At 67.3% G+C, this 26,062-nt stretch carries 16 protein-coding genes; 12 read left to right on the top strand and 4 right to left on the bottom strand.

Annotated elements, in window-relative coordinates; translation table 11 throughout:
* The first annotated feature begins 13 nt into the window (after window positions 1–13).
* From pglW to ACFFIA_RS34840, 6 genes are read left to right on the top strand one after another with little or no spacing between them, the layout of a single operon-like run.
* Window positions 14–4,180 carry a BREX system serine/threonine kinase PglW gene (gene pglW, locus ACFFIA_RS34865; RefSeq protein ID WP_377260279.1) on the top strand — a complete coding sequence of 1,389 codons (4,167 nt, stop codon included), beginning with the start codon at window positions 14–16 and terminating at the stop codon, window positions 4,178–4,180.
* Window positions 4,177–7,704 carry a BREX-2 system adenine-specific DNA-methyltransferase PglX gene (gene pglX, locus ACFFIA_RS34860; protein WP_377259605.1) on the top strand — a complete coding sequence of 1,176 codons (3,528 nt, stop codon included), beginning with the start codon at window positions 4,177–4,179 and terminating at the stop codon, window positions 7,702–7,704. The genes pglW and pglX overlap by 4 nt, the downstream gene beginning before the upstream one ends.
* The gene (locus ACFFIA_RS34855; RefSeq protein ID WP_377259602.1) at window positions 7,701–11,420 is read left to right on the top strand and encodes a DUF6079 family protein; all 3,720 of its coding nucleotides are present in this window, start codon (window positions 7,701–7,703) and stop codon (window positions 11,418–11,420) included. Before pglX ends, ACFFIA_RS34855 begins: the two co-directional genes overlap by 4 nt.
* On the top strand, window positions 11,417–14,074 hold the full coding sequence (gene pglZ, locus ACFFIA_RS34850; protein ID WP_377259599.1) for a BREX-2 system phosphatase PglZ: 2,658 nt from the start codon (window positions 11,417–11,419) through the stop codon (window positions 14,072–14,074). The genes ACFFIA_RS34855 and pglZ overlap by 4 nt, the downstream gene beginning before the upstream one ends.
* The gene (gene brxD, locus ACFFIA_RS34845; protein WP_377259596.1) at window positions 14,071–15,405 is read left to right on the top strand and encodes a BREX system ATP-binding protein BrxD; all 1,335 of its coding nucleotides are present in this window, start codon (window positions 14,071–14,073) and stop codon (window positions 15,403–15,405) included. The genes pglZ and brxD overlap by 4 nt, the downstream gene beginning before the upstream one ends.
* 25 nt (window positions 15,406–15,430) lie before the next feature.
* Window positions 15,431–17,527 (top strand): DEAD/DEAH box helicase, encoded by a 2,097-nt coding sequence (locus ACFFIA_RS34840; RefSeq protein WP_377259593.1) that lies wholly within the window; start codon window positions 15,431–15,433, stop codon window positions 17,525–17,527.
* Window positions 17,528–17,586: 59 nt separating this feature from the next.
* On the opposite strand, the gene ACFFIA_RS34835 is transcribed toward ACFFIA_RS34840, so the two are convergent.
* The gene (locus ACFFIA_RS34835) at window positions 17,587–18,198 is read right to left on the bottom strand and encodes a hypothetical protein (protein WP_377259590.1); all 612 of its coding nucleotides are present in this window, start codon (window positions 18,196–18,198) and stop codon (window positions 17,587–17,589) included.
* A gap of 266 nt (window positions 18,199–18,464) precedes the next feature.
* Between ACFFIA_RS34835 and ACFFIA_RS34830 the strand changes: the two genes are divergently transcribed.
* The 5 genes from ACFFIA_RS34830 (at window position 18,465) to ACFFIA_RS34810 (ending at window position 23,719) form a co-directional block, all read left to right on the top strand.
* Entirely contained in the window at window positions 18,465–19,130 is a 666-nt protein-coding gene (locus tag ACFFIA_RS34830; protein WP_377259587.1) for a hypothetical protein, read from the top strand.
* Between the two features lie 259 nt (window positions 19,131–19,389).
* The gene (locus ACFFIA_RS34825; RefSeq protein WP_377259584.1) at window positions 19,390–20,310 is read left to right on the top strand and encodes a helicase domain-containing protein; all 921 of its coding nucleotides are present in this window, start codon (window positions 19,390–19,392) and stop codon (window positions 20,308–20,310) included.
* Between the two features lie 50 nt (window positions 20,311–20,360).
* A complete protein-coding gene (locus ACFFIA_RS34820) occupies window positions 20,361–21,647 on the top strand; it encodes an ATP-binding domain-containing protein (RefSeq protein ID WP_377259581.1) in 1,287 nt (428 codons plus the stop codon).
* 567 nt (window positions 21,648–22,214) lie between these two features.
* Complete coding sequence (locus tag ACFFIA_RS34815) at window positions 22,215–22,820, top strand: type IV toxin-antitoxin system AbiEi family antitoxin domain-containing protein (protein WP_377259578.1); 606 nt, start codon at window positions 22,215–22,217, stop codon at window positions 22,818–22,820.
* A complete protein-coding gene (locus ACFFIA_RS34810) occupies window positions 22,817–23,719 on the top strand; it encodes a nucleotidyl transferase AbiEii/AbiGii toxin family protein (protein WP_377259575.1) in 903 nt (300 codons plus the stop codon). Before ACFFIA_RS34815 ends, ACFFIA_RS34810 begins: the two co-directional genes overlap by 4 nt.
* Before the next feature lie 179 nt (window positions 23,720–23,898).
* Here the strand turns inward: ACFFIA_RS34810 and ACFFIA_RS34805 are convergent, their stop codons facing one another.
* Window positions 23,899–24,783 (bottom strand): DUF2637 domain-containing protein, encoded by an 885-nt coding sequence (locus ACFFIA_RS34805; protein ID WP_377259572.1) that lies wholly within the window; start codon window positions 24,781–24,783, stop codon window positions 23,899–23,901.
* The gene (locus ACFFIA_RS34800; RefSeq protein WP_377259569.1) at window positions 24,780–24,965 is read right to left on the bottom strand and encodes a hypothetical protein; all 186 of its coding nucleotides are present in this window, start codon (window positions 24,963–24,965) and stop codon (window positions 24,780–24,782) included. Before ACFFIA_RS34800 ends, ACFFIA_RS34805 begins: the two co-directional genes overlap by 4 nt.
* A 431-nt stretch (window positions 24,966–25,396) precedes the next feature.
* Here ACFFIA_RS34800 and ACFFIA_RS34795 point away from each other — a divergent pair, with 431 nt between their 5' ends.
* Window positions 25,397–25,765 carry an HAD family hydrolase gene (locus ACFFIA_RS34795; RefSeq protein WP_377259566.1) on the top strand — a complete coding sequence of 123 codons (369 nt, stop codon included), beginning with the start codon at window positions 25,397–25,399 and terminating at the stop codon, window positions 25,763–25,765.
* Here the strand turns inward: ACFFIA_RS34795 and ACFFIA_RS34790 are convergent.
* On the bottom strand, window positions 25,762–26,062 hold a 301-nt coding region (locus ACFFIA_RS34790; RefSeq protein WP_377259563.1), incomplete at its 5' end, for a hypothetical protein. The two genes, ACFFIA_RS34795 and ACFFIA_RS34790, sit on opposite strands and share 4 nt — an antisense overlap.

Below are 26,062 nucleotides of genomic sequence, written 5' to 3'. Positions count from 1 at the left end.
GGCGTCGACCTGGCTGCATGGGGAGGGGATCGCAATTAGGGACGACTCGCCGCGCTGGCGGGAGATCAACATCAGTCAGTGGCCGCACGAGCGGGCGGGCCTCCGGCACGTCAAGATCCTGCTACCGGACACCGACCCGTACTTCGCCTGGGCCAACGTCGAGTTTCTCGCGCCCGACAGCTCCATGAACGAGGTCGACCTACTGGTCGTGACGCCCAGCGGCCTTCAGCTCGTGGAGCTCAAGCACTGGCAGGGCGAGATCAGCGGTGATGGCGTGCGGTGGCGGATTCGCTCGCCGAACGGAAACACCCGCATCACCGACAACCCGCTGATCCTCGCCAACCGCAAGGCCAAACGGCTGGCCAGCCTGCTGGAGCACTACAACCGGCAGTCACCGAGACGGGTGAGAGTGCCGTTCGTCCGTGCGGCGATCTTCCTACACGCGCACGGCATGCGGGCTCGCCTGGACGAAGTGGGCCGGCAGCACGTGTACGGCCTGGCCAACGATGCCAGGAGCGGCCTGCCGAGCATCCTGGAACTGCTCACCAAGCAGCCCACCGACTCCCGCGACCTGGTCGACCGCACCCGGGCGCGAGAGATTGTCGCGCTGATCGAGGCTGCCGGGATCCGCCCGTCCGTGGCCGACCGCACCATCGGTCAGCTCCTGCTCCAGCCGAAGCCGTACGCGGAAGGGATGGGTTGGCAGGACTTCCTCGCCGACCACAAGATCGATACCTCCCTTGTGCGCCGTGTGCGGTTCTACCTCACTTCCAAGGCGAGCGCCGACGACCGCGACATCATCCAGCGCGCCGCCGAGCGGGAGTTCCGTCTGCTGCAGGGCATCCACCACCCTGGTATCGCGCACGCGACCGACCTAGTCGACCACGAGTTCGGCCCGGCGGTGGTCTTCGAGCACGACCGCGATGCCGTGCGACTGGACCACTGGCTGGCCGAGCAGGGTGACAAGCTGACGCTGGAGCAGCGGCTCAACGTGGTGCGCGACCTCGCCGAGATCGTCCAGTACGCCCACTCCCGCCACCTCGTGCACCGCGGCCTCAACCCGCGCTCGATCCTGGTATGCGACGCCAGCAAGACCCGCCCGCGGCTGGTGGTGACCGACTGGCAGACCGGCGGCCGGATCGGCACGACCACCACCCAGGCGACACTCCTCGGCGGCACGCAGCACCTTGATCAACTCGCCGACGACGTGAGCCGGCTTTATCAGGCACCAGAGCTGACCACCAATCCAAACGCGCCCGGCCACCTGCTGGACATCTTCGCGCTCGGCGCGCTGGCGTATCTGATCATCGCTGGGCAACCGCCGGCACGCACCGCCGCGGAGTTGCACGCGACGATCACCGAGCTTGGCAGCCTGCAGCTCAGCGCCGCTGCCGACGGCGTACCCACCATGCTCGACTACCTCGTGGCCGACGCGACAATGGGCAACACCGCGGACCGCACGGTAAGCGTGACCCAGTTTCTGGAGCACCTCGACGAGGTCGAGGACGAACTGACCACACCGGAGCCCGCCGAGGTGGTCGACCCGCTAGAGGCACGCGGGGGTGAGGTGCTCGACAGCGGGCTGGTCGTGGAGCGTCGGCTCGGCTCCGGCGCCACGGCGACCGCATTGCTGGTGCGGCGGGAAGGCGACGACCGGCCGCTTGTGCTCAAGGTGGCCCGCGACGAGGACAAGCGGCAGCGTCTGGAAGACGAGGCCGCCCGGCTGCGCGGCCTCAAACACTGGCAGGTCGCCCAGCTCGTACAGGGCACGGTCACTGTCGGTCACCGCACAGCGCTGCTTCTGGAGTACGCCGGCGAGCCGACCCTGGCCGAGGAGCTGCAGTCCCACGGCCGGCTGAGTCTGGACCTGCTGGAGCGATACGGCCGCGACCTCCTCGACATCGTCGCGTTCCTGGACGGCCAGGGCGCCACACACCGCGACATCAAGCCAGCCAACCTCGCCGCCCGCCCACGGCCCAAGGACAAGCAGCCCCACCTGTGCATCTTCGACTTCTCGCTCGCCGCGACCCCGGCCGAGCAGATCGGTGCGGGCACGCCCCAATACCTCGATCCTTTCCTCGGCCCACCACGGCGGACCCGCTTCGATCTGGCCGCCGAACGCTTCGCCGCCGCCGTGACGCTCTACGAGATGGCCACCGGGACGCTGCCTCGCTGGGGCGATGGGATCGCCAACCCGGCGACTATCGCCGACGAGGTGACGATCCGACTCGAACTCTTCGACCCGGACGTTGCCGACCGGCTCAGCACCTTCTTCCGGCGTGCCCTGGCAAGGGAGACCACTGACCGGTTCGACACGATCGAAGAGATGGCCGACGCGTGGCGGCTCATCTTCAAGGACGTCGCCCCGGCCGCGCCCGTCGAACACCTTCCCGCAGAACCCGCACAGCCGGTCACCAAGGACACCCCCCTCGACCTGGTCGGCTTGACCGCGCGGGCACGTTCCGCGCTGGAGCGCTTCGGGGTACACACCGTTGGCGAGCTGGTCGACTACGACGCCATGGCGCTGTCCCGGCTGGAAGGCGTCCCGCAAGCCACCAAGACGGAGATCCGCAAGCGGGCCAAGGAACTCCGGCTGCAATTCACCCCCACACCTGCCGAGGAAGCGGCTGCTGAGAAGCCGGTCCGTGCCAGCGGCATCGACAGCCTCATCGAAACGCTCATCCCCGCAGAGACCGCACGAAACAAGGCCGAGGTCGCGGCGCTGCGCGTGATGCTGGGCGTCGCACCGGCCGGCGATGCCGGCCACCTGCGCTGGCCAAGCCAAGGCCACGCGGCACAAGCGTCGGGAATTGCTCAGCCACAGCTCAGCCGGGTGATGTCGAAGCACGTCGCGCGCTGGGCCCGCGACGAAAACCTTTCCCTGGTACGGAACGAGCTGGTCACCCTGCTGGATGAGCGGGGCGGCGTCATGTCCGCGACCGAACTGGCACACGCTCTCATCGGCTCTCGTGGCACCTTCGCCACCGAACCGCGCCGCACCGCCCAGGCGATCGGGCTGGTCCGCGCGGCCGTCGATGCTGAGCTGTCCATGGGCGGAGACGCCCGCGTGGGCACGCGGAGGCTCGGCACCGAAGTGTTGGTCGCCCGCGAACCGGACGACCCCACCGCCATCCACAGCGCCGCGGATCTGACCAGGTATGCCGTGCAGCTCGCCCGCGTCGCCCGGCAGCTCGTCGAAGCTGACCCACTGCCCACGCCGGCCCGCGCCGTGGAGCGGCTGCGTAACACCACCCCACCCGCCGCGATGCCGCAGCTATCGGACACCCGGCTGGTGCAGCTCGCCGCCGCGGCCGCAGGCGACGTGGCGGTCAACGCGCAGCTCCAGCTGTACCCGGTGGGCCTGCCCCCGGAGCGGGCGTTGCGGCTGGCCGCCGGCAGCCTCGCGCTGACGCGCAACCAGACCCTGACGATCGACCAGCTCCGCGCCCGCGTGGCCGCGCGCTTCCCACACGCCGGGCCGCTACCAGACCGGCCCGCGCTGGACCGGCTGCTCGCCGCCGCCGGCGCGGCTGTCGAATGGGACCAGCAGACCAGGGTGTACCGGCCGATTTCGGCCGCCTCCAGCAGCCTCTTCGCCACATCAACCCGGCAGGCCACCGTCGGCGCACTCGGCACGCCCGGTGTCGACCCGGCCGAGGAGGCGCAGACCCGCCTACGGACGGCGGTGGACCGGGACGCATTTCTGGCCCTGCTCGTACACCCATCGCACCTGACCGCCGCGCGCCGCGCACTGCTCGAACAGCTTCCGCTGACCGAGGTCGACGTGACCCGCATCCTGGTCGAGACGCTGCGTTCCATCGGCGTACCGTGGCAGCTCGTCGTCGACTCCGACGCCCAACCAGCGGGCGCGCCTGACCGGCGCAACCTGGAGACTGCGGTACGCCACGAGGTAGCGCCTCGAGTCGCCGCCGCCATAGACGACGTACGCGGCCCGGTCCTGATCACGGAGGCGGCACCGCTGGCCCGGTACGCCTGCATGGACCTGATCGCCCGGCTCGCCGACAACGCGGTGCCCCGGCCGGCCGCCCGCCTGCTGCTTGCACCCGCCCGGCGCGCCACCCCGCTCCTTGACTCCGAACCGATCCCGGTCACCTCGGCGGCGCAATGGATGTGGTTGCCTGAGGTCTGGTACAGCCCCGCCACGAAGGACGCATCGTGACCCAGCACTTGCCGATGAAGGCCCTGCAACGCCAGCTCAAGGCCCTCGTGGACGACCTGCGCGAGCAGTCCACGGCCGTGCCGGAGCTGCGCGAGCTGCTGGAGGAGCAGTACCAGCACGCCTTCGGGCACCGCACCGGCGCGACGTACGAGGAGTGGCGCGAGGAGCAGCTCGACCAGGCGGCGGTGGCGTGGCTGCTGGGCACGGTCTTCGTGCGGTTCTGCGAGGACAACCAGCTCATCTCGGGTGTATGGCTGGCTGGTCCGGGCGGGCGGACCGAGGCGGCGGTCCAGGCGCAGACCGCGTACTTCCTCAAGGAGCCAAAGCACAACGACCGGCACTGGATTCTCGCCGCCTTCGATCACCTGCGCGACTTGCGCGCTACGGCCGGAATCCTCGACACGCACAACCCGGTGTGGCGTTTTCCCATCTCGGCTGACGCGGCGTCGGCGTTGCTCGACTTTTGGCGGCGGGGCCCAGGCGCGCACTCCTTTGTGGATGACAAGCTCGACACCCGCTTCCTTGGCGACCTCTACCAAGACCTCTCCGAGTACGCGCGCAAGCGCTACGCCCTGCTCCAGACGCCGGAGTTCGTCGAGGGGTTCATCCTCGACCTAACGCTGACCCCATCGATCGCCGAGTACGGCCTCGAAGAGACCTCGGTCATTGACCCGACCTGCGGGTCGGGCCACTTCCTGCTCGGCGCTTTCGCCCGGCTGCACAAGCTGTGGAGAGAGCGCGAGCCTGCGACGGATCCTCATGTACGGGTACAGCGGGCGCTCGACCAGGTCACCGGCGTGGACATCAATCCATTCGCGGTTGCGATCGCCAAGTTCCGGCTTCTCGTGGCTGCATTCCAGGCATGCGGCCAACGGTCGCTAGAGACGGCTCCTGGGTTCAGGCTGCGGCTCGCTGCAGGAGATTCCCTCCTCCGCTGGGGTGCAGACTCGTCGCACCAGGGTGACCTTCTCGCGTCGCTGGAGGGGCGAGAAGAGTACCCCTACTTCACTGAGCACGGACCGCTACTCGCCGACTATCTGCGTCCCGGCCAGTACACGGTGGCCGTCGGCAATCCACCCTACCGTCCGGTCAAGGACAAGGTCCTCAACGAACGGTATCGGCAGCATTACAAGACGTGCGCAGGCAAGTACGCACTCTCAGTGCCATTTGCCGAGCGCTTCTTCCAGTTGATTCGACCCAGAGACGAGTCGGGGCGTTCTGGATTCGTGGGGAAGATTACGGCGAACTCATTCATGAAGCGCGAGTTCGGCAAGAAACTGATCGAGGAATTCTTCGCACATGAGGTCGAACTAAGCCACGTTATCGATGCTTCGGGTGCTGACATTACGGGTCACAGTACGGCAACGGTAATCCTGGTGGGACGTAGGCGATTGCCAAACAGGCCGACTCTACGTGCAGTTATGGGCGTCGTCGGCAAGCGTGCGGAAGAGGGTGACCCGCCCGGTGGTCCCGTGTGGCAGGCAATTGTCGACAACATTAACCACCCAGGTGCCACTACCCCATATGTTACGATCGCAGATCTACCGCGGTCGGCATTGTCAAGGTACCCATGGAGCTTGACCGGCGGTGGCGCAGGGGACGTTAAGGCCGCGATCGACTCCGCCGCGGCACGCAGGCTCAGTGCCGTAACGCAGCACAGCGGATTCGTCGCAATCACCGCCGAAGACGACGCCTTCTTTCTTGGCGGAGTGGGCACTGCTCGACGGATGGGTGGCCTGCCGGTGAAGCCCATGGTGGAGGGGGACGCCGTCAGAGATCACTCGATTAATCCAAAAGCTTCCTCGGTTTGGCCCTACGACGCGAACCTGAGACCGGTGGAACTTGCGACGAATGGGCCGCTTACAAGACTAGCATGGCCCAATCGGCGAATCCTTCAACGGCGCAAGCGTTTTGGCCGATGGATCGAAACAATCGACTCTCTGTGCTGGTACGAATATGGCGAACTCTATCGAGAAAAACTACGGACGCCTTGGTCGATCACGTATGCGTTCGTGGCGACACACAATCACTTCGCACTGGATCGAGACGGGCGGATATTCAACCGTTCCGCTCCCGTAATTAAGCTGCCGGAAAATGCGAGCGACGACGATCATCTTGCATTGCTCGGCTTGCTGAACTCCTCAACCGCCTGCTTCTGGCTCAAGCAGGTCAGCCATTGTAAGAACAATGTGACGGTGTCGAGCGGTATACCCGATCAGCCGTGGTCGTGGAACTGGGAGTTCACGGGAACAAAGCTGGAGGAATTTCCGATACCGCTTGAAGCGCCGCTTCGGCGCGCGCGGCGAATCGATCAATTAGCGCAAGAGTTGGTGGCGGTCCTTCCGAGCGCGATCGCATCAGCGGGGACGCCGACGCGCGACGGGCTGAATAAGGCGCGCGCAGAATACGACCGTATACGAGGCGAGATGGTTGCGACTCAGGAGGAGTTGGACTGGGAGGTCTATCGGCTCTACGGGTTGCTGGACCAAGACGTGACAGCGCCCGAGGAGTCCATTCCGCGGCTCAACCTCGGCGAGCGGGCCTTCGAGATCGTGCTGGCCCGCAAGATAGCAGCCGCCGAGGCGACGACCGAGTGGTTCGCCCGGCACGGGTCGACGCCGATGACCGAGATTCCGGCGCATTGGCCGCAGGCATACGCGGTGGTGGTGGAGCGGCGGATACAGATCATCGAGGAGCGGCAGGATATCGCGCTCATCGAGCGGCCAGAGTGTAAGCGGCGGTGGCAGGAGAGCAGAGAGAACCGGGCCTGGGGGTGGCCTGAGCAGGAAGAGGCCGCAATACGGGATTGGCTGCTTGACCGGCTTGAAGCAGAGCCGTTGTGGCGGGAAGCCGGGCGCGCACGTGTCCTCTCCGTCGCGCAGCTCGCCGACCGCATCGGACCGGACGAAGACTTCCGCAGCGTCCTTGCACTCTACTGTGGACGCGAGGACTACAACCTAACCGCCGAGCTGACCAAGCTTGTTGCGGATGAGACGGTGCCCTTCCTGGCTAGGTACCGGTACAAGCCGAGCGGGCTACGCAAGCGTGAGCAATGGGAGCGCACCTGGGACCTGCAGCGCCGGGAAGACCGTGGCGAGAAACTTGACGAACCAATCCCCGTGCCGCCAAAGTACACGAGCGCCGACTTCGCCAAGACCTCCTACTGGCGCAATCGGGGCAAGCTCGACGTGCCCAAGGAACGCTTCATCCTGTACCCGAAGGCGGGTCGTGACGCGGACAAGACACCGGTGATCGGATGGGCCGGGTGGAACCACCTTGATCAGGCGCAAGCCCTCGCCACGCTCTGCATAAGCCGCAAGACGGAGGAGGGCTGGCCGGTTGAGCGGCTGCTGCCGCTCCTGGCTGGCCTGGTCGAGCTGGAGCCGTGGCTGAACCAGTGGCACAGCGACCCCGTGCCCGGCTACGTCGGCAGCCCGGCCGCCTTCTACACCAGCCTGATCGACACCGAGCTCGCCGCGTTCGGTCGCGGCCGGGCCGACCTCGCACCGGAGAAGTTGCCATGACCTTGATGCGCGACGTCATCAAGATCCCGCCACGGGTCACCGACTCCGACTTCGTGATGCGGCTGTCCGAGGGCGTGGCCCACGCCCGGCAGACCATCAAGGATTACGTCGTCACCGACAGCCTGAAGAAGAACTTCACTCAGGCGCTCGATCTGGTTGGCCAGGCGGTGCAGACGGGCCGGTCGCAGGCGGCGTTCCTGCACGGCTCGTTCGGTGCCGGTAAGAGCCACTTCATGGCGATGCTGCACGAGATCCTCGTCGGCAACCCGGACGCCAGGGCCAAGACCGAGTTGTCCGAGCAGATCGATGCTGCCGACGCATGGCTTACCGGCATCCGCGTGCTGCCGCTGACCTTCCACATGCTCGGCGCTCGGTCGGTAGAAGAGGCCGTATTCAGTGGCTATCGGACGCAGATCGCCCGCCTGCGTCCGGATGCACCGCCGCCGGCGCTGCACCGCTCCGACGCGCTGCTGGAAAATGCCGCGCAGTATCGCGCGGACATCGGGGACGACAAGTTCTTCGAGCGCCTCTCCGGCGGATCAGCCGGCGGTGGCTCGGCCGGCTGGGGTGCATACCGCGGCGGGTGGACCGCAGCGACCTACGCGGCCGCGGCGGCCGCCGCGCCGGGTACGCCCGAGCGAGACCGACTGGTCAGCGACCTGACCGCCACGCTCTTCTCCGGCGCCGTGCACAGCGGGGAGTACCTGGACATCGACACCGGGCTCGCAGTGCTTACGCAGCATGCCAAGTCCCTTGAGTACGACGTGGTCGTCCTCTTCCTCGACGAGCTGGTGCTGTGGCTCTCGCAGCACCTGTCAAACCTGGAGTTTGTCAACCAGGAGGGCGGCAAGCTCGCCAAGTTCGTCGAGTCGGCCGACGCGCACCGTCCCGTACCACTGGTGTCGTTTGTGGCCCGGCAGCGTGACCTGGCCGCGTTCCTCGGCCCGCACGTGCCTGGCGCGGAGCGCCAGGCGTTCTCGGACGTGTTCCGGCACGGGCGCGGCCGGTTCCAGGAGATCCCGCTGGAGGAGCGCAACCTGCCGCTGATCGCCGAGAAGCGGCTGCTGGAGCCGAAGGACAACGCGGCGAAGAAGGTGCTCGACGACGCGTTCGCAGGCATCAGCCGGCGGCCCGAGGTGTGGGACACGCTGCGGTTGGGCGCGCAGTTCGAAGACGCGGGGATCGGCTCGGACGAGGCGGTGTTCCGGCGGCTGTACCCGTTCAGCCCAGCGCTGGTGGCCACGCTCGTCGCGCTGTCGCAGGCATTGCAGCGGGAACGCACCGCGCTGAAGACCATGCTGCGGCTGCTGGTCGATCGACGGGACACGCTGCAGGTCAACGACCTGATCGGCGTAGCGGAGCTTTTCGACGAGCTGGTTGGCAAGGGTGAACTGCCGGACGAGCCGGCGCTGCGCAAGCACTTCGAGACCGCGCGGACGCTCTACCGCACCCACCTCCGGCCTTTGCTGCTGCGTCGGAACAGCCTGGACGAGACCGGCGCCGCCAGTGCGGGCGACGAGCACCCGTTCCGGATCGACGATCGCCTGGTCAAGACGCTCCTGCTCGGTGCGCTGGTGCCCGACGTGCCGGCGCTGAACAACCTGACGGCGGCCAAGCTGCACGCGCTCAACTACGGCAGCATCGCCAGCCCGCTGCCGGGCATGGAGCCGCAGATCGTGCTCGGCCGGCTGCGGGAGCTGTCCACCGAGGCGCCGGAGATTCGGGTCGGTGAAGGTCCCGATCCGGTGACCAGCCTTGAGCTGTCCGATGTGGACTATCAGGCGATCCTGGACCGGGTCCCGCAGACGGAGGATACGCCGGGCGCGCGGCGGCGGCTGCTGCGTGAGCTGATCTGCGGCGAACTGGGCGTCAAGGCCATCGACTCGGTGACTCCCGAGCTGAGCCACCCACGTGAGTGGCGGGGCCGGCGTCACCAGATCGATCTCGTCTTCGGCAACGTGCGGGACAAGGACGAGCTGCCCGAGGCGACGCTTCGCCCCAATGGCGACACGTGGCGGCTGGTGGTGGACTACCCGTTTGACGCGGCCGGGCACAGCCGGCGGGACGACCTCGCCCGCGTGGACTATCTCCACCGGTCTGGAATGGAGTGCCGCACCGTGTTCTGGCTGCCGTTCTACCTCACCGAGGATCGGCTCGGCGGAGTCAGCACGCTGCTCAAGCTCAACTACGTGCTCGCCGGTGGCGGCGACGAGCGGCTCTACGCGCTGGCGTCGGACATGTCCGCGCCCGATCGGCAGCAGGCCAAGCTGCTGCTGGAGCAGCAGCAGCGGGCGCTTCGCGACCGCTTGCTGGACTGCCTCAAGCAGGCGTACGGGGCTGCCGCGGCCCAAGCGGCCGACGTTGAGTTCGACTCGGAGCCGGTGTTCCGTTCGCTGGACCGTGGTCTGCGCATCGACAACCTCGTCGGTGGCACGCTCAAGGCCGCATTCGACCACCTGACCGGGCAGATGCTGACCTGGAGCTACCCCGGACAGCCAAACCTGCCGGAGGACGAGCCGCTGGTCCGCCCGACCGACCTGCGCAAAGTCCTGGAGCACGTGCGGCGAGCGGTCGCCGACGAGACGCGCGGCGTGGTCGTCGAGCAAAACGATCGGCAGACGGTGCGGCGGATTTGTAACCCGTTGCGTCTCGGCGAGCTGGTCGAAAACAAGTACGTGCTGAACATGACCACCTCGTTCTGGACCCCGCACCTGTTGCGCGGCGCCGCTGGCGAGGGCTACACCGACCGGTTCCCGGTGCGGGTGTTGCGCGAGCTGATCGAACAGCCTGCCCGTGGCCTGGACAAGCCGCTGCAAAACCTGATCATCGCGGCGTTCGCGCTCGACCAGGATCTGGGCTGGTACCAGTACGAGGGAAAGGTGGCCGAGCCGCCGCTGGAGCACATCACCGACGAGCTTGAGCTGCGCCACCCGCCCTTGCCGCCGGAAGAGGCGTGGCAGAAGGCGGTACGCAGGCTTGCCGGCCTCTTCGGGCTGATGCTGCCGCCGCTGCGGTCGGTCGCGAACGTCGCCGATCTCGCCCGGCAGGTGCGGGAAGTCGCGCGCGGCCAGTCCGGCACCAACCGTGAGCTTGTGCGGCTGCTGGAGCGGCACGCCCAGACGCTGGGCTTGGATCTGGGCGCCGAGGAGGGGCGGCTTGCCACCGCGCGCCGGGTCGCCACCCTGCTAGAAGAGCTGGCGCAGGAGACCGACGAGGTTGTGCTGGTCGAGCTGCTCGCCAGCGCCGACCTGGGCGTGGACGACACGACTGCCAGCCGGTCGATGACGACCGCCCGACCGGTGGGCGCGGCGCTGACCCGCAGCAATCAGTGGACGCTGCTCGACGCGATCGCCGGCCTCACAGATGACCGCGCGGAGCGGGCCCGCATGGTGCGTGAACAGCTCGCCGACGCCGCCACGCGGGACCAGTTCCAGCGCGATCTGATCGCCGAGCTGGACGCCGCAGTCAAGGCGGCCAGCGAGCTGCTCGCCACCACGCCGACCGTCACCACGACGACAGGCACCTCGACAACGACCGCAACCACGTCGACCACCGGATCGACTATGACCGGCGGGACGGCCACCGTGTCGACCGCGACCGGCGACGCGACCGTCGCGGACGCCGCTGGCCTGGAACGGGAGATGGCGAAGATCTCCAAGGCCATGGCCGACAACCCAGGGAAGCGGGTGCGCGTCACCTGGCGGGTCGAGCCGTGACCGACACGCGCGCGGTGCCGGTCGCCACCGAGGCCCAGGTACGCCGGCTGGCCCAGGACTGGCTACGCCGCGCCCGCGACGGCCAGGTGCTCGCGATCCAAGCCAGACCGGTCTGGAACGCCCCGGACCTGCTGGACATCGGCGGGCAGCCGGTGCGCGTGGTGGCCTGTCCTTCTCCGCTGGCGATGCGCGCCGCCCTGGTCGACCAGAAGCCGGACGAGCGGTTGGTGATCCTCACCGACTGCGACGAGGACACCCTCGGGGTCGGGCTACTCGCACACTGCGCGAAACTGCGCCCAGTCAGCATCGAGCCATGGGAGCTGGTGCGCGCCCAGTTCGCGGTGGCTGACCTGGATCCGGCCCTGGTCAAGGAAGGGACCTGGCTCGCCGAGGCGCTGGTCGAGCACACGCCCGATCAGGGCTGGCCCCCGATCACCGGCAGCGTGCTGACCCGCGGGCATGCCATGCGCAGCCTCAGCGCGACGCTGCTCAACGTCAGCGGCGGCGACCTGGACAGCGCCGGCATCCTGGACTGGACCGTCAACAAAAGCGTCGACGTCGTTCAGTACGCCGCACTGCCCGCCTGGCTGCGCGTCAGCGTGGCCACATGGCTCGCTGACACCGCGGGCGCACCGGCCCGCTGGGCGATGGCGTGCGTCGACGCCGGCAACGGCACCGACGCCATCCCGCTCGGCCTGCTCGCACGGCTCCTCTGGGCGCCCGACGTTCCGCTGTCGACGGCGGTCACCGCCGCACGGGCGCGTTTGGAGCACCTTCTCGGTGGCACTCAGCCCAGCAGCGCCGATGCCGTCGCCTGGGGCGAGGCCGCACAGGCATGGGTCGAACGTGCCGTCGACGGGCCGGACCGGCAACTGGTGGTCCGGGTCCTCGCCCGCGCGGAGGAGATCGCACGCGCGGTCCAGGCGGAGGCCCTGCTCGTCCGCTCCGACCTGCTGCCCGCCGCGCTCAACGCGCGGCTACACGACTTCGCTGACAAGCTCCGCGCGGCGCTGGCGAAGCCGCAGCCGGCGGCGCTGGCTGCCGTCGAAGATGCGCTACGGACGCTGCGCCGCCACCGGCTCGCCGCGACCGGCGACCGGGCAACGCTGGCAGAGATGGCCGTACGGCTGCTGCGCTGGCTGGCCATGCCCGAGCCACCGCAGCCGGTCACCCTCGCGGAGGCCGTGGCGCGGCAGGTCACCGAGCACGGCTGGGTAGACCGCGCCCGGCTGGATGTGTGGGCGGGCGACCCCGACCCGTACGTGGCCTCCGCGTACCAGAACCTGCACGCTGCGGTCGATGCACGCCGCGCCGCCCACGACCAGCGGTTCGCCACGCTCCTCTCGGCGGCGACCGTCGCGGACACCGCACCGGGCGGGATGCTGCGGGTCGAGGACGTGCTAGCACGAGTGGTACGGCCGATCCTCGACGCCAAGCGGCGCGTCCTGCTCCTGGTTGTCGACGGCATGAGCGTGTCGGCCAGCACCGAATTGGTGCAGTCGGTGGCCGAGCAGGGCTGGGTCGAGTTGACTCCCGGCGGCGGCCCACGGGTCGGGGTCCTCGCCGCCCTCCCGACACTGACCCAGGTCAGCCGGGCGTCACTCTTCGCCGGACGGATCACCGTCGGCCAGCAGGCGGAGGAGCGCGACGGCCTCGCCGCCGCGCTCGGCTCCGGCGTACGGCTGCTGCACAAGGCCGACCTGCGCGCCGGCTCCGGCGCCAGCCTCGACCGGAACGTTGTCGACGCGCTGGCCGACCCCAAGCTCCGGCTCGTCGCCGCAGTCGTCAACACCATCGACGATGCGCTGGAGAGCTCCGAGCCCGGCATCACCGAGTGGACCACGCAGACAGTTCGCGCCGTGCGTGACCTGCTCGCGCACGCCCACGACCGGATCGTCGTGCTGCTGTCCGACCACGGCCACATCGTGGACCGTGGCCCGGAGATGCAGTTGCGCTCCAACCCGACCGGCGGATCGAGGTGGCGGTCGGCCGACACCCCGGCAGGCGAAGGCGAGCTGCTGTTCGAAGGGCCCCGCGTCGCCTTCGGCGGCGGTCGCGTCGTGCTGCCATGGCGGGAAACCGTGCGCTACGCGCCGCGCAAGGCCGGCTACCACGGTGGCGCCAGTGCAGCCGAGGCCGTGATCCCGCTGACCATCCTTTCGGCCACCGCCGAGGACGCCGTACCGGGATGGGAGGGCGCCCCGGTCGCCTCACCGGCCTGGTGGCGCGGCCCGGTCGCGCCCGCGCCTGAGGTCGCAGCGGTGCCCACCACGCCGGGCACGCTCTTCGAGTCCGTTCCCGTCTCGCCCGCACCGACCGCGGCGGCGGGCGCGGTGCCGGCGGTGGTCTCCGCCCTCCTGGACAGCGACATCTACCAGAAGCGGCACAAGCTCCTGGGACGGTCGAGCCTGCCGGACGACCGCGTGTCCGCACTGCTCTCCGCACTGGTGGATGCAGGTGGCCGAGCGCGTGTCGAAACGGTGGCCGCCGAGGCAGGCATCCCGGCCCACCGGATCAACCTCACCATCACTGCCCTGCGTCGGCTGCTTCAGGTAGAGGGCTATCCGGTGCTCGACATCGACCCGGACGGGCAGACGCTGGTGCTCGATGAACGGCTCTTGCGCGAGCAGTTCCAGCTAGGGTCGGCACCGTGACGGTCGAGATCAGCCAGCGCCGACGCCGGGAGGTCATCGACGCCCTGCGTCGGGGCACCGTCCCCCGCAACGGCCTCGACGTACTCGCCGTCGGCCTCGACCGGTTCGAGTCCGCCGTCGACGCGGAGCTCGGCACGGTGATCGACGGTGGATCCGTCTTCAAAGCCGTCCGTGGCGAGTACGGCGCCGGCAAGACGTTCTTCACCCGCTGGCTCGCCGAACGGGCCAAGCGCCGCGGCCTCGCCACCGCCGAGGTCCAGATCTCCGAGACCGAGACACCGCTGCACCGCCTGGAGACCCTGTACCGGCGGATCACCGAAAACCTCACCACCGAGGAGTTCCCGCCCTCGGCGCTGCGGCCCGTCCTCGACAACTGGATGTTCACCCTGGAAGAGGAGGTGCTCGCCGCCGGTGCGGTGGCGGAGAGCGACGCTAAGGGCCTGGACACGGCCGTCGGCGAACTGCTGGAGAAGCGGCTGGGCGGGATCGCCCGCACGACCCCGACCTTCGCCGCGGCGTTGCGCGGATACCGCACCGCCACGGCTGCCGGCGACGTCAGCACCGCTGACGGCCTGGCCGCATGGCTCGGTGGTCAGCCCAACGTCGCCGCCGCGGCACGTCGGGCGGCCGGTGTGAAGGGCGAGCTTGACCACTTCGGAGCGTTCGGATTCCTGCAGGGCCTGCTGACCGTGTTGCGTGACTGCGGCCATCCCGGGCTGCTCGTCGTCCTGGACGAGGTCGAGACGCTCCAGCGGATGCGGACTGACTCGCGCGACAAGGCGCTCAACGCACTGCGCCAGCTGATCGACGAGATCGACAGTGGACGGTTTCCCGGCCTGTACCTCGTGATCACCGGAACGCCTCCTTTCTTCGAGGGCAATCAAGGCGCGCAACGCCTGCCCCCGCTGGCCCAGCGCCTGGCGACCGACTTCACGACCGAAGCCCGGTTCGACAACCCGCGAGCTGTGCAGATCCGCCTGCCTGGCTTCACCCAGGACGGGCTCCGCGAACTCGGCGTCCGGGTGCGCGACCTCTTCGTCGCCGGTTCTCCCGACGCCGCCCGGGTTGCCCCGTCGGTCGATGACGCCTACCTCGCGACGCTGGCTCAGGCAGTCACCGGGCAGCTCGGCGGCAAGGTCGGGATCGCCCCGCGAGTGTTCCTGAAGAAGCTGGTCGCCGACGTGCTCGACCGGGTCGAGCTACACACCGACTTCGACCCGCGCAGGCACTACCAGCTCACCCTCGGCACGAGCGAGCTGACCGATGTCGAACGCAACGCGGCCGGGCTCGCCGTCCGGAGCGTCGACGACATCGAGCTCGACCTGCCGTGAACAGGCGACCTAGCGCGGCGGCGCCGTGACCGGCATCGACCGGCTCCACCCGAGCGTCGTGCACCACATCGTCAACACCCTCGGCTGGCCGTCGCTTCGCCCGCTGCAGGAGATGGCGATCGAGCCGCTGACGGACGGCGCGGACGCGCTGCTGCTGGCCCCCACCGCAGGTGGCAAGACCGAGGCGGCCGTCTTCCCGATACTCACCGCGATGATCGAGAACGGCTGGCGTGGCCTGTCGGTGCTGTACGTCTGCCCACTCCGCGCACTGCTCAACAACCTCCACCCACGCGTGGACGCGTACGCCAGATGGGTCGGTCGCGACGCCGGGCTCTGGCACGGCGACACCACCCAGACCCAGCGTCGCCGCATGCGCGTCGAGCGACCGGACATCCTGCTCACCACACCCGAGTCGATCGAATCCCTGCTCGTCTCGTCGCTGGTCAACCCGTGCGAGTTCTTCGCGGATGTGCGCACTGTCATCGTCGACGAAGTGCACGCCTTCGCCGGCGACGACCGCGGCTGGCACCTGCTGGCCGTCCTGGAACGCTTAGGCAGGCTGGCGGGACGCCCGCTCCAGCGAATCGGCCTGTCGGCAACCGTCGGCAACCCCGAACAGCTCCTCGGCTGGCTACAGGGCGCCGGCGCGGCAAACCGCCCAGCGGTCGTGCTGGCTGGCACTTCGCCTGCGACCGCGCCCGCCGCGGAGGTCGGTCTTGACTATGTGGGCAGCATGCCCAACGCGGCCACCGTCATCAGCGCGCTGCACCAGGGTGAGAAGCGGCTTGTGTTCTGTGAGACGCGCAGCCAGGTCGAGGCGCTCGCGTTGGCGCTGCGCGGCAAATCAGTGACCACGTTTGTCTCGCACTCGTCGCTGTCCGCACAGGAGCGCCATGAGGCGGAGAAAGCGTTCGCCGAGGCCCGCGACTGCGTCATCGTCTCGACATCAACGCTGGAACTGGGCATCGACGTCGGCGACCTCGACCGGGTCATCCAGATCGACGCGCCGCGCACCGTGGCTTCGTTCCTTCAGCGACTCGGCCGCACCGGCCGTCGGGCCGGCAGCAGCCGCAACACCCTGTTCCTCGCGACCAGGCGCGACGCGCTGCTGCGGGCCGCCGGACTGCTGTCGCTGTGGCGCGACGGGTTCGTAGAGCCGGTACAAGCACCACCCAGCCCTCGGCACATCAGCGCGCAACAGCTACTCGCTCTCTGTCTGCAAGAAGGCCGAGTCGGCGAGAACGTCTGGCGCGAGTGGTGGGGCGACCTGCCCATCTTCGACGACACTGCCTCCGAGGTCGCACGATGGCTGGTCGAGACCGGACACCTTGAGCACGACGGCGGGATGCTGTTCATCGGGCCCGAGGCCGAGCGGCAGTACGGCCGGCGCAACTTCATGGAGCTGCTCGCCGTCTTCACCGCCGCACCACAATTCGTCGTCCTCTATGGCCGGCACGAGGTCGGCGCCGCCGATCCGCTCATGCTGATGCGCAAGACCGAAGGCCCGCGGGTGCTCGCCCTCGGTGGTCGAGCCTGGCGGGTGACGCATGTCGACTGGAACCGCCACCGCTGTTACGTCGAGCCCAGCGACCTGCCAGCTCGCAGCCTGTGGCAGGGCGCGCTGCCGCCCGAGTCATACGAGCTGAGCCAAGCCCAGCGCTCCGTACTGCTAGGCAAAACGCCGGACGTCGAGCTGTCCCAGCGGGCGGAGAAGGCGTTGGGCACGCTTCGCCAGGAGTCGAGCCACCAGGTCTGGGAGTCCGGGACGGTGATCGAGCGCCGCGACGACGAGCTGTGTTGGTGGACGTGGGCCGGTGGCCGAGGCAACGCGACGCTGGCCGCTGCCTTGGAGCACGTTGTGGAAGCGGACGAACGTCCTGAGAACCACTGCTTACGGCTGCGCGCGGAGATCGGGCGTAAGGAGTTCCGAACCGCGCTTGACGAGGTCATGGCGGGCGAACTCCCCCCGCCGGTTATTGCCGAGGAGGCGGTACGCGGACTGAAGTTCGCCGAAGCCCTGCCCCCTGACCTGGCCGCGTCCACTCTCGCAGCCAGACTCAGTGACGAGCCAGCCGCGCGCCAGATCGGAAGCGCTGCGTTGAGGTGGTCGTCGCCGCAGTAAATTTCTGATGATGCCCGAGAGCGTAGGGACCGGCATCACCAGCGGTTTCGTCCAAACCCTCACACGAAGACTTGTCTCGCGCGTCTGCTTGGAGCCAGCGTCATCACCCTGTACGGGCAGCTCCGGTCGGTCAGCAACACATATGCCTCCTGCGCGCGGTTTGCCGCGTCCTCGGCCTGTTCCGCAGGGGACAGTCCCTTGCCTTTGTTGCGGAAGAGCGCGCCGTAGAACGCCGAACAGAAGACGGTGCTCTCATGCCACCCGATCTTGGCAGAGGTACCTATGTAGGTGACTTCGCCCTGCAGGCAGTCGCGCACTGCCTTCTGCCAGACGCCGGTACCGGTCTTGCATCCGTCAGCGAGGATCGCGCCAGCCGAGATGCCTCGGCCCTGGTCGGCAGCACGCTCACCAAGATCTTCGAGTGAGATGTTGGTCTTCTCGTCGCTGCTACTGAACGTCGGCGAGATGCTGTGATCGCCATGCGCCATCACATGCAGAACATCACAGGACGCAGTGAACGCCGTGAGAACCGTGTCAGGATCGCGAGATCGGACGAAGTCGACGTCGATCACGGGTTCGTCGTAGTCCACGTTGATGTTCTCGATCGTCGATTGGACGAACGCCATGGCCTTGTCGAAGTAGGAGTCGAGGCCGATGTCAAGCAAACCCACGCGGCGCCTTCTCATGACACCCTTCCCGCCGAGGCATCAGAAGTCCTGAGTGGACATACGGGAGTCTGCCCAATCGGGCGCTGAGCTGCCGTCGACATTCGGCTCTGGTCCGTGTCCGACCGGCTAATTTCTTCGATCAAGGCGCTGTGTGGTCGGGCAACCCGGTCTGGGCGAGGGATCTATGCCGGCAACTCTTCAGATGATCTTTTCCACGTGCAATCATCGATACGTTATGTAACTGGTCGATGACGCAAGGTGGTGGTGGCGTGCGGACTGACGCGATGGCGCAGCCTGCCCCCTGGGTTATCGATCGGTTCGGCGACAAGCTGGCCGCAGAGTTGTGGCATCGAGTACCGATGGCTCTGGCTGCTGCGGTGCGGAGGGCGTTGGACGCGCATGTCGCCTCGCAGATGAATACCAATCACGCTTTCGGTAGTGCAAGATGGCCGTTGCAGTACGAGGAACTGGTTACGCACCTGCAGGCTCTGCCAAATGCTATGCCGATCCGCCCAACGCGCGCGTTCTATCAGCTCATCATCGTGGGCGGACATGTCCTACTTCCGTGGCACTACGGCAAGCAGGCGGGTGTCGATATGCGTGAGGTTCGCCCAGGAAAATCGCTGGGCCTATTGGCTCGATCGATATTGGCGCACTTCGGGCCGGAGCCGCGGTACCAACAGATGCCGTTGCCGTCGATGCCTAAGGATGACGATGAACCAGACGTCGCACAGATCAGCGAGATCCTGGCAAACATGAATCCACCACCGAAGACCATCGTGGTTGGCTATGCGTGTAACGCGCATCAAGGGCTGCTTCGCGTTTGCCTTGGTGATGCTGCGCTAGGAATGGATGGCGAGTTCCAGTGGTATCACTGCGATGCGTTGCCGATGCCGGCGGTGCATGTCCCCGAACCTCGTCGTGGTGAGGTCTAGCTCGGCGCCTTCTTACGGGCGGTAGGCTCTGGCCTTTTCGCGGCCCGCAATCTGCCTGCACGCCTATCCACGGTTCCTGCCGTCCATGGTGTCGGATCCGAGACAGTCGTGCGATGGGGATCTACAAGGTGCTCCCAGCAGTGGTAGAGACGATCTGAGGAGTGTGGCGGCTGGTGGGGCGCGGCCACCCGTCGACCCATCCACCGAAACTCGCTCGGCTCGTTTGCCTTGACCAATGCCTTTGAACCAGGGAGCACCCTTGACGGAAGAACTCCTTCGTGAGCAGCGCTACTTCGAGGCAGCCGCGGTGGAGCGCGAACGCATGCGGGCCGCCCTTGCTCTCGCGCCGGCGGCGGCAGTCAATAGCGGAGCCGCCGTTCGCCTCCGTCGCGAGACCGACAAGCTGATCGAGAGGCTCGGTGAGCCGGACGACCCGGTGGCGTTCGCACGGGTGGACAGTGACGACGGCGAGACCTTCTACATCGGCCACTACGGCATCCGCGACGAGACCCGCAACGTCCTGGTGGTCAACTGGAAGGCACCGGCGGCAGCACCGTTCTACAAGGCGACACACCGGGACCCCCACGGGCTACGGCGGAAGCGAAACTTCACCTGCATCGGCAACCGGGTCGTCAGCTTCGACGACATCGTCTTCGCGGAGCTGTCCGCCTCGGTCGCCGATCTTGAGGCCGGCGACGTACCGGACGACGCCCTGCTGGCGGATCTCAACCGTGACCGTACCGGCGCGATGCAGGAGATCGTCCGCACTATCCAGGCGGCGCAGTACGAGCTGATCCGCACCCCGCTCCAACAGTTGCTCGTCATCCAGGGAGGCCCCGGCACGGGCAAGACCGCCGTGGCACTACATCGGGTTTCCTGGCTGCTGTACGACAACCGGGAAAGTCTGGCCGCTGCGGACGTCTTGATCATCGGTCCTTCGTCAACATTTACCCGGTATACGCGCACTGTGCTTCCAGCCCTGGGCGATCTGGGCGTGGAGCAACGGGCCATCGGCCAACTGCACCCGCCGGTGAAGCAGGGCCGGTCGGAGCCCTCCCATCTCACTCGCCTGAAAGGCGAGGCGAGGATGGCCGGACTGCTACGACGGGCCCTCTATGCTCGGATTGCTTCGCTGCCGCCGACCGGCCGATGCACGCCACGGTCGGTGGGCGTCCACTGACCCTGACATCGACTGATCTGCACCAAGCCGTTACCACGGCGAGGGTCACCGTGGGGACCTTCGCCGAACGCCGGCAGATCTTTCGTGGACTCTTGACCGATCATGTGGCAGAACAGCTCAGGACCGCTCCCGAAAGCGTCCGCGCTGTTGTCGATCCTCTGCTGGAGCGCATCTGGCCAAGCTTCACGCCTGCGGCCGCTCTTCGAGACCTCTTCGGGTCGCGGGAACGCCTCATCGCGGCTGCAGGCGATGATTTCACCGCCCGCGAGATAGCCGCACTGCACCGCCGGCCCGCGGAACGGATCACCGATGAGACGTGGACCGATGCAGATCTTCCACTGCTGGATGAACTGGAAGACCTAATTAACGGTGTCAGCGAGCAGTTTGCTCATGTCATCGTCGACGAGGCCCAAGACCTCTCACCGATGCAGCTGCGTTCGGTTTCCCGCCGCTCGGCGACAGGCTCGATGACGATCGTCGGAGATATTGCCCAATCGACCGGCCTGTGGGCACGCGACGACTGGGATGACGTGCTGGCGCACCTGCCGTCGGATCTGCCGCAGAGCATCCAGACACTCAAGTACGGGTACCGAGTGCCGAGGCAAATCTTCGAACTTGCCGCTCCGCTGCTGGCGATCGCGGCGCCGGCGGTCGAGCCGCCCACTATCGTCAGGGACGGCCCCTCTGAGCCATCTCTCCAGCGTGTCAGCGATACAGACCGAGCGAGGACCGTTGTGGAAGCTGCCAGCTTTCACGCCGCGAAGGGTCGCTCTGTGGGCATCATCTGCCCCGGCCGTTGCCGGGAGGAAGTCGAAGCAGAGCTTCGTGATCAAGATATCCAGTGGTATGCCGCGGGCGGCGACCTCGGGCGTATCAATCTTGTCAGCCCTCAGGAGGCGAAGGGGCTGGAGTTCGACGCAGTCGTGGTCGTCGAGCCGGAGCACATCTGTGACGAGGACGAGAGGGGTCATCGTCTTTTGTACGTCGCGCTGACCCGGCCGACGCGCTACCTGCACGTCGTCGCCGTAGGCGCACATCTACCCCTCCCGCCGGTCTCGCAGGGCAGCTCAGCGCCGGATGCCCTGGGGACATCGCAAGTGGTGGCCACGCTGCCAGAGCGACGACCGGAAGTCGAAAGATTAACAAGCATCTTGCCGCTGGACGCCAAGCGGCACGCATTCGATGTGGCTGCGGAGCCGCCGATGTTTCGCCCGCCGGCTCAAACGGCGATCGATGCGTTCGCGCTCGACCTGGCCGAGCAGCTTCGCTCCAGCCTTGCGCCCAACCTCTGGCCAGCCGTCCTCGAGCGCATGCGACGGCTCCTCAACCTCGAATGACGAGCGACCATGATGTTCACCGATGCGCGCGTTACGCCGCTAGCGAGGACGAGCGAGGTCGCCAACAAACTCGCTCTCGCCGTGGTGGGGTGCGGGCAAGCGTTCAGTTTGTTGATGCGTTCAGTAACACTGACCGGCCTCCAAAACCGAACACGCTGCGGATTCAGTTACCGGTCATAGAAGGCCCTGGGATAGAAGACGATCCAGCTCGCCGTGCCATGCTCGCCTACGAGACGCTCTGAGATCAGCCAGGAACTCGTCAAGCTCCTCGTCTGACTCGAACAGGTCGGGCCGAGCCAGCTCATCCACGGACATGACGGGGCGTACACCCTGCTGACGCGCCAGCTCGTGGGCGGAGATGTGCCTAGCCTTGCTCGACGTAATGGTGGTCACCTTCTCTCTACTCGACGCTCGTCCCCATCCTTCTCTGCTGGTCCCTTTGGTGTCTGGCGTCCAGGGAGGGTTCATCGACCCCCGGTTCGAGATGAGGAGAATCCCGCGGCCTGCGGGGAGGCCGGTTGTGGAAAACTCTGCACACCTAGTGGGTGCCTGTATAGGATTTTTTACGTGGTCCAGGCGATGGCTAGCTCCGGTGATCCGCTGCGAGGGTTGCCGGCCCTCTTCACTCGTGCCCAGGCGCGGCGGGCTGGCCTAACAGACCGGGAGCTCTACCGCCTGCGCGACGATGGCATGGTCGAGGCGCTTGGCTACGGACATTTCCGGCGTACCGACATCGGTGCTCTGGGGGACCCCGACCTGTTGGAGATCGCGCAACGTGCCCCGCGGTCAACGTTGTGCCTGACCACAGCGTTGGCTCAGCACGGCCTGACGGATGAGATCCCAGCCGCGACAGATGTGGCTCTTCCCCGCGGGCAGCACCGCCCGGCGACAACGGCCCCGGTTAGGTGGCACTCCTTCGATCCGGAGACATTCGACGTCGGGCGCACCGAGATGCCACTCGACGAAACAACATCCATCGGTCTGTACGGGCCCGAGCGCACCATCATCGACGCGATCCGACTTCGGCATCAGGAGGGACCAGAGTTGGGATATAACGCCTTGAAACGGTGGCTGGCTCGCCCAGGGGTGATGCCATCTGACCTGCTGCAGATGGCGGCCCACTTCCCCGCGACGGGCAAGGCGTTGCGAGAGGCGTTGGAGATTCTCCTGTGAACGACCGCCCTACCCGGGCAACAACCGCCGGTCGGGCCTATCTGGACCTGCAGAACCTCGCCCGACGTCAAGGCAGGCCCACGGACGAACTTCACCAGATCTATGGCCTCGAAGGCTTCCTCGCCAGGCTGGTCGCCTCACGTCACGCCGACAAGCTGGTGCTGAAAGGTGGAGTGCTGCTGGCCGCGTATGAGACACGCCGCCCGACCCGCGATATCGACCTGCAAGGTCGATACATCTCCAATGATCTCGATCAGGTCTTGGCAATCGTGCGCGACATCGCTCGGATCACGCTCGACGATGGCCTGCTGTTCCACGCGGATCAGGCCAGAGCCGAGGGGATCCGCGAGGAGGACGTCTACAGCGGGGTACGCGTCAGCCTCACCGCCGAGTTGTCCGCCGCCAGGCTGGCGCTCCACGTGGATATCAACGTCGGTGACCCGATCTGGCCTCCACCTCAGCAGGTGGCCCTGCCACGCCTGCTCGACGGCCAGATCGTTCTCGTCGGGTATCCGCTCCCGATGGTCCACGCGGAGAAGATCGTCACGGCGATCCAACGAGGTGTCGCCAACACTCGCTGGCGGGATTTCGCCGACATCTACACCCTGGCGCGCCGCCACGACATCGATGCTGCCGAGTTGGCCATGGCCATACAGCGGGTGGCGGAACATCGTAAGGCACGGCTGGCGACATTGGATCAAGTGCTCGATGGATACGCAGCGGTCGGCCAGGCGCGGTGGGCCGCCTGGCGGCGTAGGCAGCGACTCGACGATCGGCTACCACAGCAGTTCGACGTGGTGCTGGCGACCGTGACGGCGTTCGCCGATCCAGTGATCAGTGAAGCCGTGACCCGCGGCAGTTGGAGTGCGGCCGAGCAGTCATGGAGGGGTGACGGCTAACGCTGCCGGCGGTTAGCGGCGCGAATCCCGGGTCGGTCAGGCTGTCACGATTTGGACCGTGACGCCAGCTCCGACTGGTCTTCCAGGATGCTCGGCGGTGCGGAAATGCCACAGCGAGGTGCCGCCGCGAGAAGCCCGTTCGTCGGGCGGTGGGCTGGCAACCGCCCGACGAGCGCTGGCTATGCGGACCGGTCCTCTATCGTCACCTCCGCCTTGAGGATCTTGACTAGGAGTGAGGCACGCGCGTTCGACAAGGCGTGGCCATCGCGGCGAAGCTGCTCGGTGAGGGCGGTACGGGTCAGCGGACGGCCCTGAGCAGCGAGCGCGTCCCGGGCTGCGGCCGCCGCAGCGAGCACGTGGACGACGTCGGTGACCTCGGCTGGATCGAAGAGGTCGGACCGTCGTGGCTCTGCGGACCGGTCCCGGACACCGGTCCCCGCGGTCCCGGACCGTGACTCCGGGTCCGGGACCAAGCGTGTGACTACGGGACCGTCCCCATCACCGTTGACCGCGCCAGGCGGCCGGGCGACCGCCGGTGTGGGACGCTCCTCGGACACGCCGACTTCGTCCGGGACCTGGAGCGCCATGGACGGGACAGCCCCGAGGACGTGAGCGCCATCCGGGACCGAGGACTCCTTGCTCGACACCGTCCGGATCGGCTCCGCTTCGGTCTGCGTGTCGACGGATCGCCCGGCGTCAGCCCGTCCGAGGGCGATCTTGACCATCACCAGGAAGCCGACCGCAGGCACCGCCGCGGCGATCCAGCCGATCACCGACCGCTCGGCCTCGACGACCTGGGCCGAGATGGACATCGCCACCGCGCATACCAGCACCGTGGCGGGGAAGGCCACCGGCTTGTGTTGCCGCTTCCGGCGCCGCATCTCCAGTCCGGACGCGATGGACATCAGCTCCAGCACCACCGCGTCCGCCCAGGCCAGCCACCCACCCTGGCCATGAGCGGCGGCGACGTTGTGTACGTGGGTGAAGCTCGCCGCTCCGGCCGCTCCACCGATCGCGAGCATGATGACGACCTGGACCACGCCTTCGACCCGAGCCGCCTTCATCGGCCGAGCCCTCGCGGGAAGTCGAATGCAGACAGCTCCCGTGCCAGCCGGTAGACCGCGATCGCCGAGCCAGCGGGCCCGTTGAGCAGGTACACCCGGCCGCCGTCGAGCGAGGCCAGCAGCACCGCACCATGCAGGATGCAGCCAGCAGTGCTGGCCCCGGCCCGGTCCACGATGCGCACCGCGTCGACGGCGCCATCGCACGAACGTGGATCGTCAGCCTGGGCAGCTGGGCAACGCGGCGACGCGGAAGACGTACGCGGCGATGTTGGGTAGGTGGGCACTGGCATATCGATGGACCTCCTTCTTGGAGGCCCCGAACCGGCGCCGTCTCCCCTTCAAACTGAGGATCCAGGTTCGAATCCTTGTTGGGATTCTGTTGGGGAACGGCGCCGGACCCATCCACGTGGCCCCGGAGGCCGCCGGATGACCTTGACAAGAACTGCCAGGTCAGAGCGGCTTCTCGGGATCGATCCGGATCAAAAACATCGAAGCTAACCAATTTCCCAAGCTGACAGTGCGGGTTCGATTCCCGTCACCCGCTCCAAAGGTTCGAGCCCTGGTCATGACGTGCATCCCAACCAGGGCTTTCGATTTCCCGGGATCACGGATCATGTTGTGGGCCATCCACGGGCCACTAGCGCAGCCGGGCCACTACGCCGGCCGCACCGTGCGCGCCTACCTGACCGAACGCCGGCTGGTCGGCTACGTGCACCCGATCATCGGGCGCGCATTCGCCGACCCCGCCCGGATGAAGCCGAATCCGTGGCCGATACTCGCTGCCGTTCGCGAGTTGGGCGCCGAGCCCGAGGAGTGCTTGCTGATCGGTGACTCGACGAGCGACGTCGACGCCGCCCAGGTGCCCGTCATCGGCTACGCCAACAAGCCCGGCAAGCGCACTCGCCTCGCCAAGGCCGACGCCATCATCGACGGCATGGCCGAGCTGGCGTCTCTTCTCGCCGCCGACGAGCTATGGCGCTAGCTGTGTCCGTGGTGGGTCGTACGGGTCTGTCGGTGCATCCGGGAGTAGAAGAAGGCTGCCAGGCCGATGAGAGCTAATGCGCCGGCGATGGCCGTAGATACCGTGAATATGCGTTCGGCTGCGGCGATGTCGGCGGCTTGCTTTTCTAGCATCTCTGGGGTCGGGTCTTGGTAGGGCATCGAGGTCTGAGCTAACTCGAAAATCGACGGTGACCGGACGCGGGGCAGCGTCCCGCGTCCGGAAGCGGCGTGGGATGGGTTTTGGTTGAGGTGGTGGTTATGCGGCGAGGTCGAGGGT

Source organism: Phytohabitans kaempferiae (genome assembly GCF_042433955.1).
Taxonomy (GTDB): domain Bacteria; phylum Actinomycetota; class Actinomycetes; order Mycobacteriales; family Micromonosporaceae; genus Phytohabitans; species Phytohabitans kaempferiae.
This window is presented reverse-complemented; position numbering and strand designations above follow the sequence as displayed.

Coding starts and splice junctions, on each gene's coding strand:
- ACFFIA_RS34855 (WP_377259602.1), top strand. CDS start 7,701: ATGACCTTGATGCGCGACGTCATCAAGATCCCGCCACGGGTCACCGAC.
- ACFFIA_RS34795 (WP_377259566.1), top strand. CDS start 25,397: ATGTTGTGGGCCATCCACGGGCCACTAGCGCAGCCGGGCCACTACGCC.
- ACFFIA_RS34805 (WP_377259572.1), bottom strand. CDS start 24,783: ATGAAGGCGGCTCGGGTCGAAGGCGTGGTCCAGGTCGTCATCATGCTC.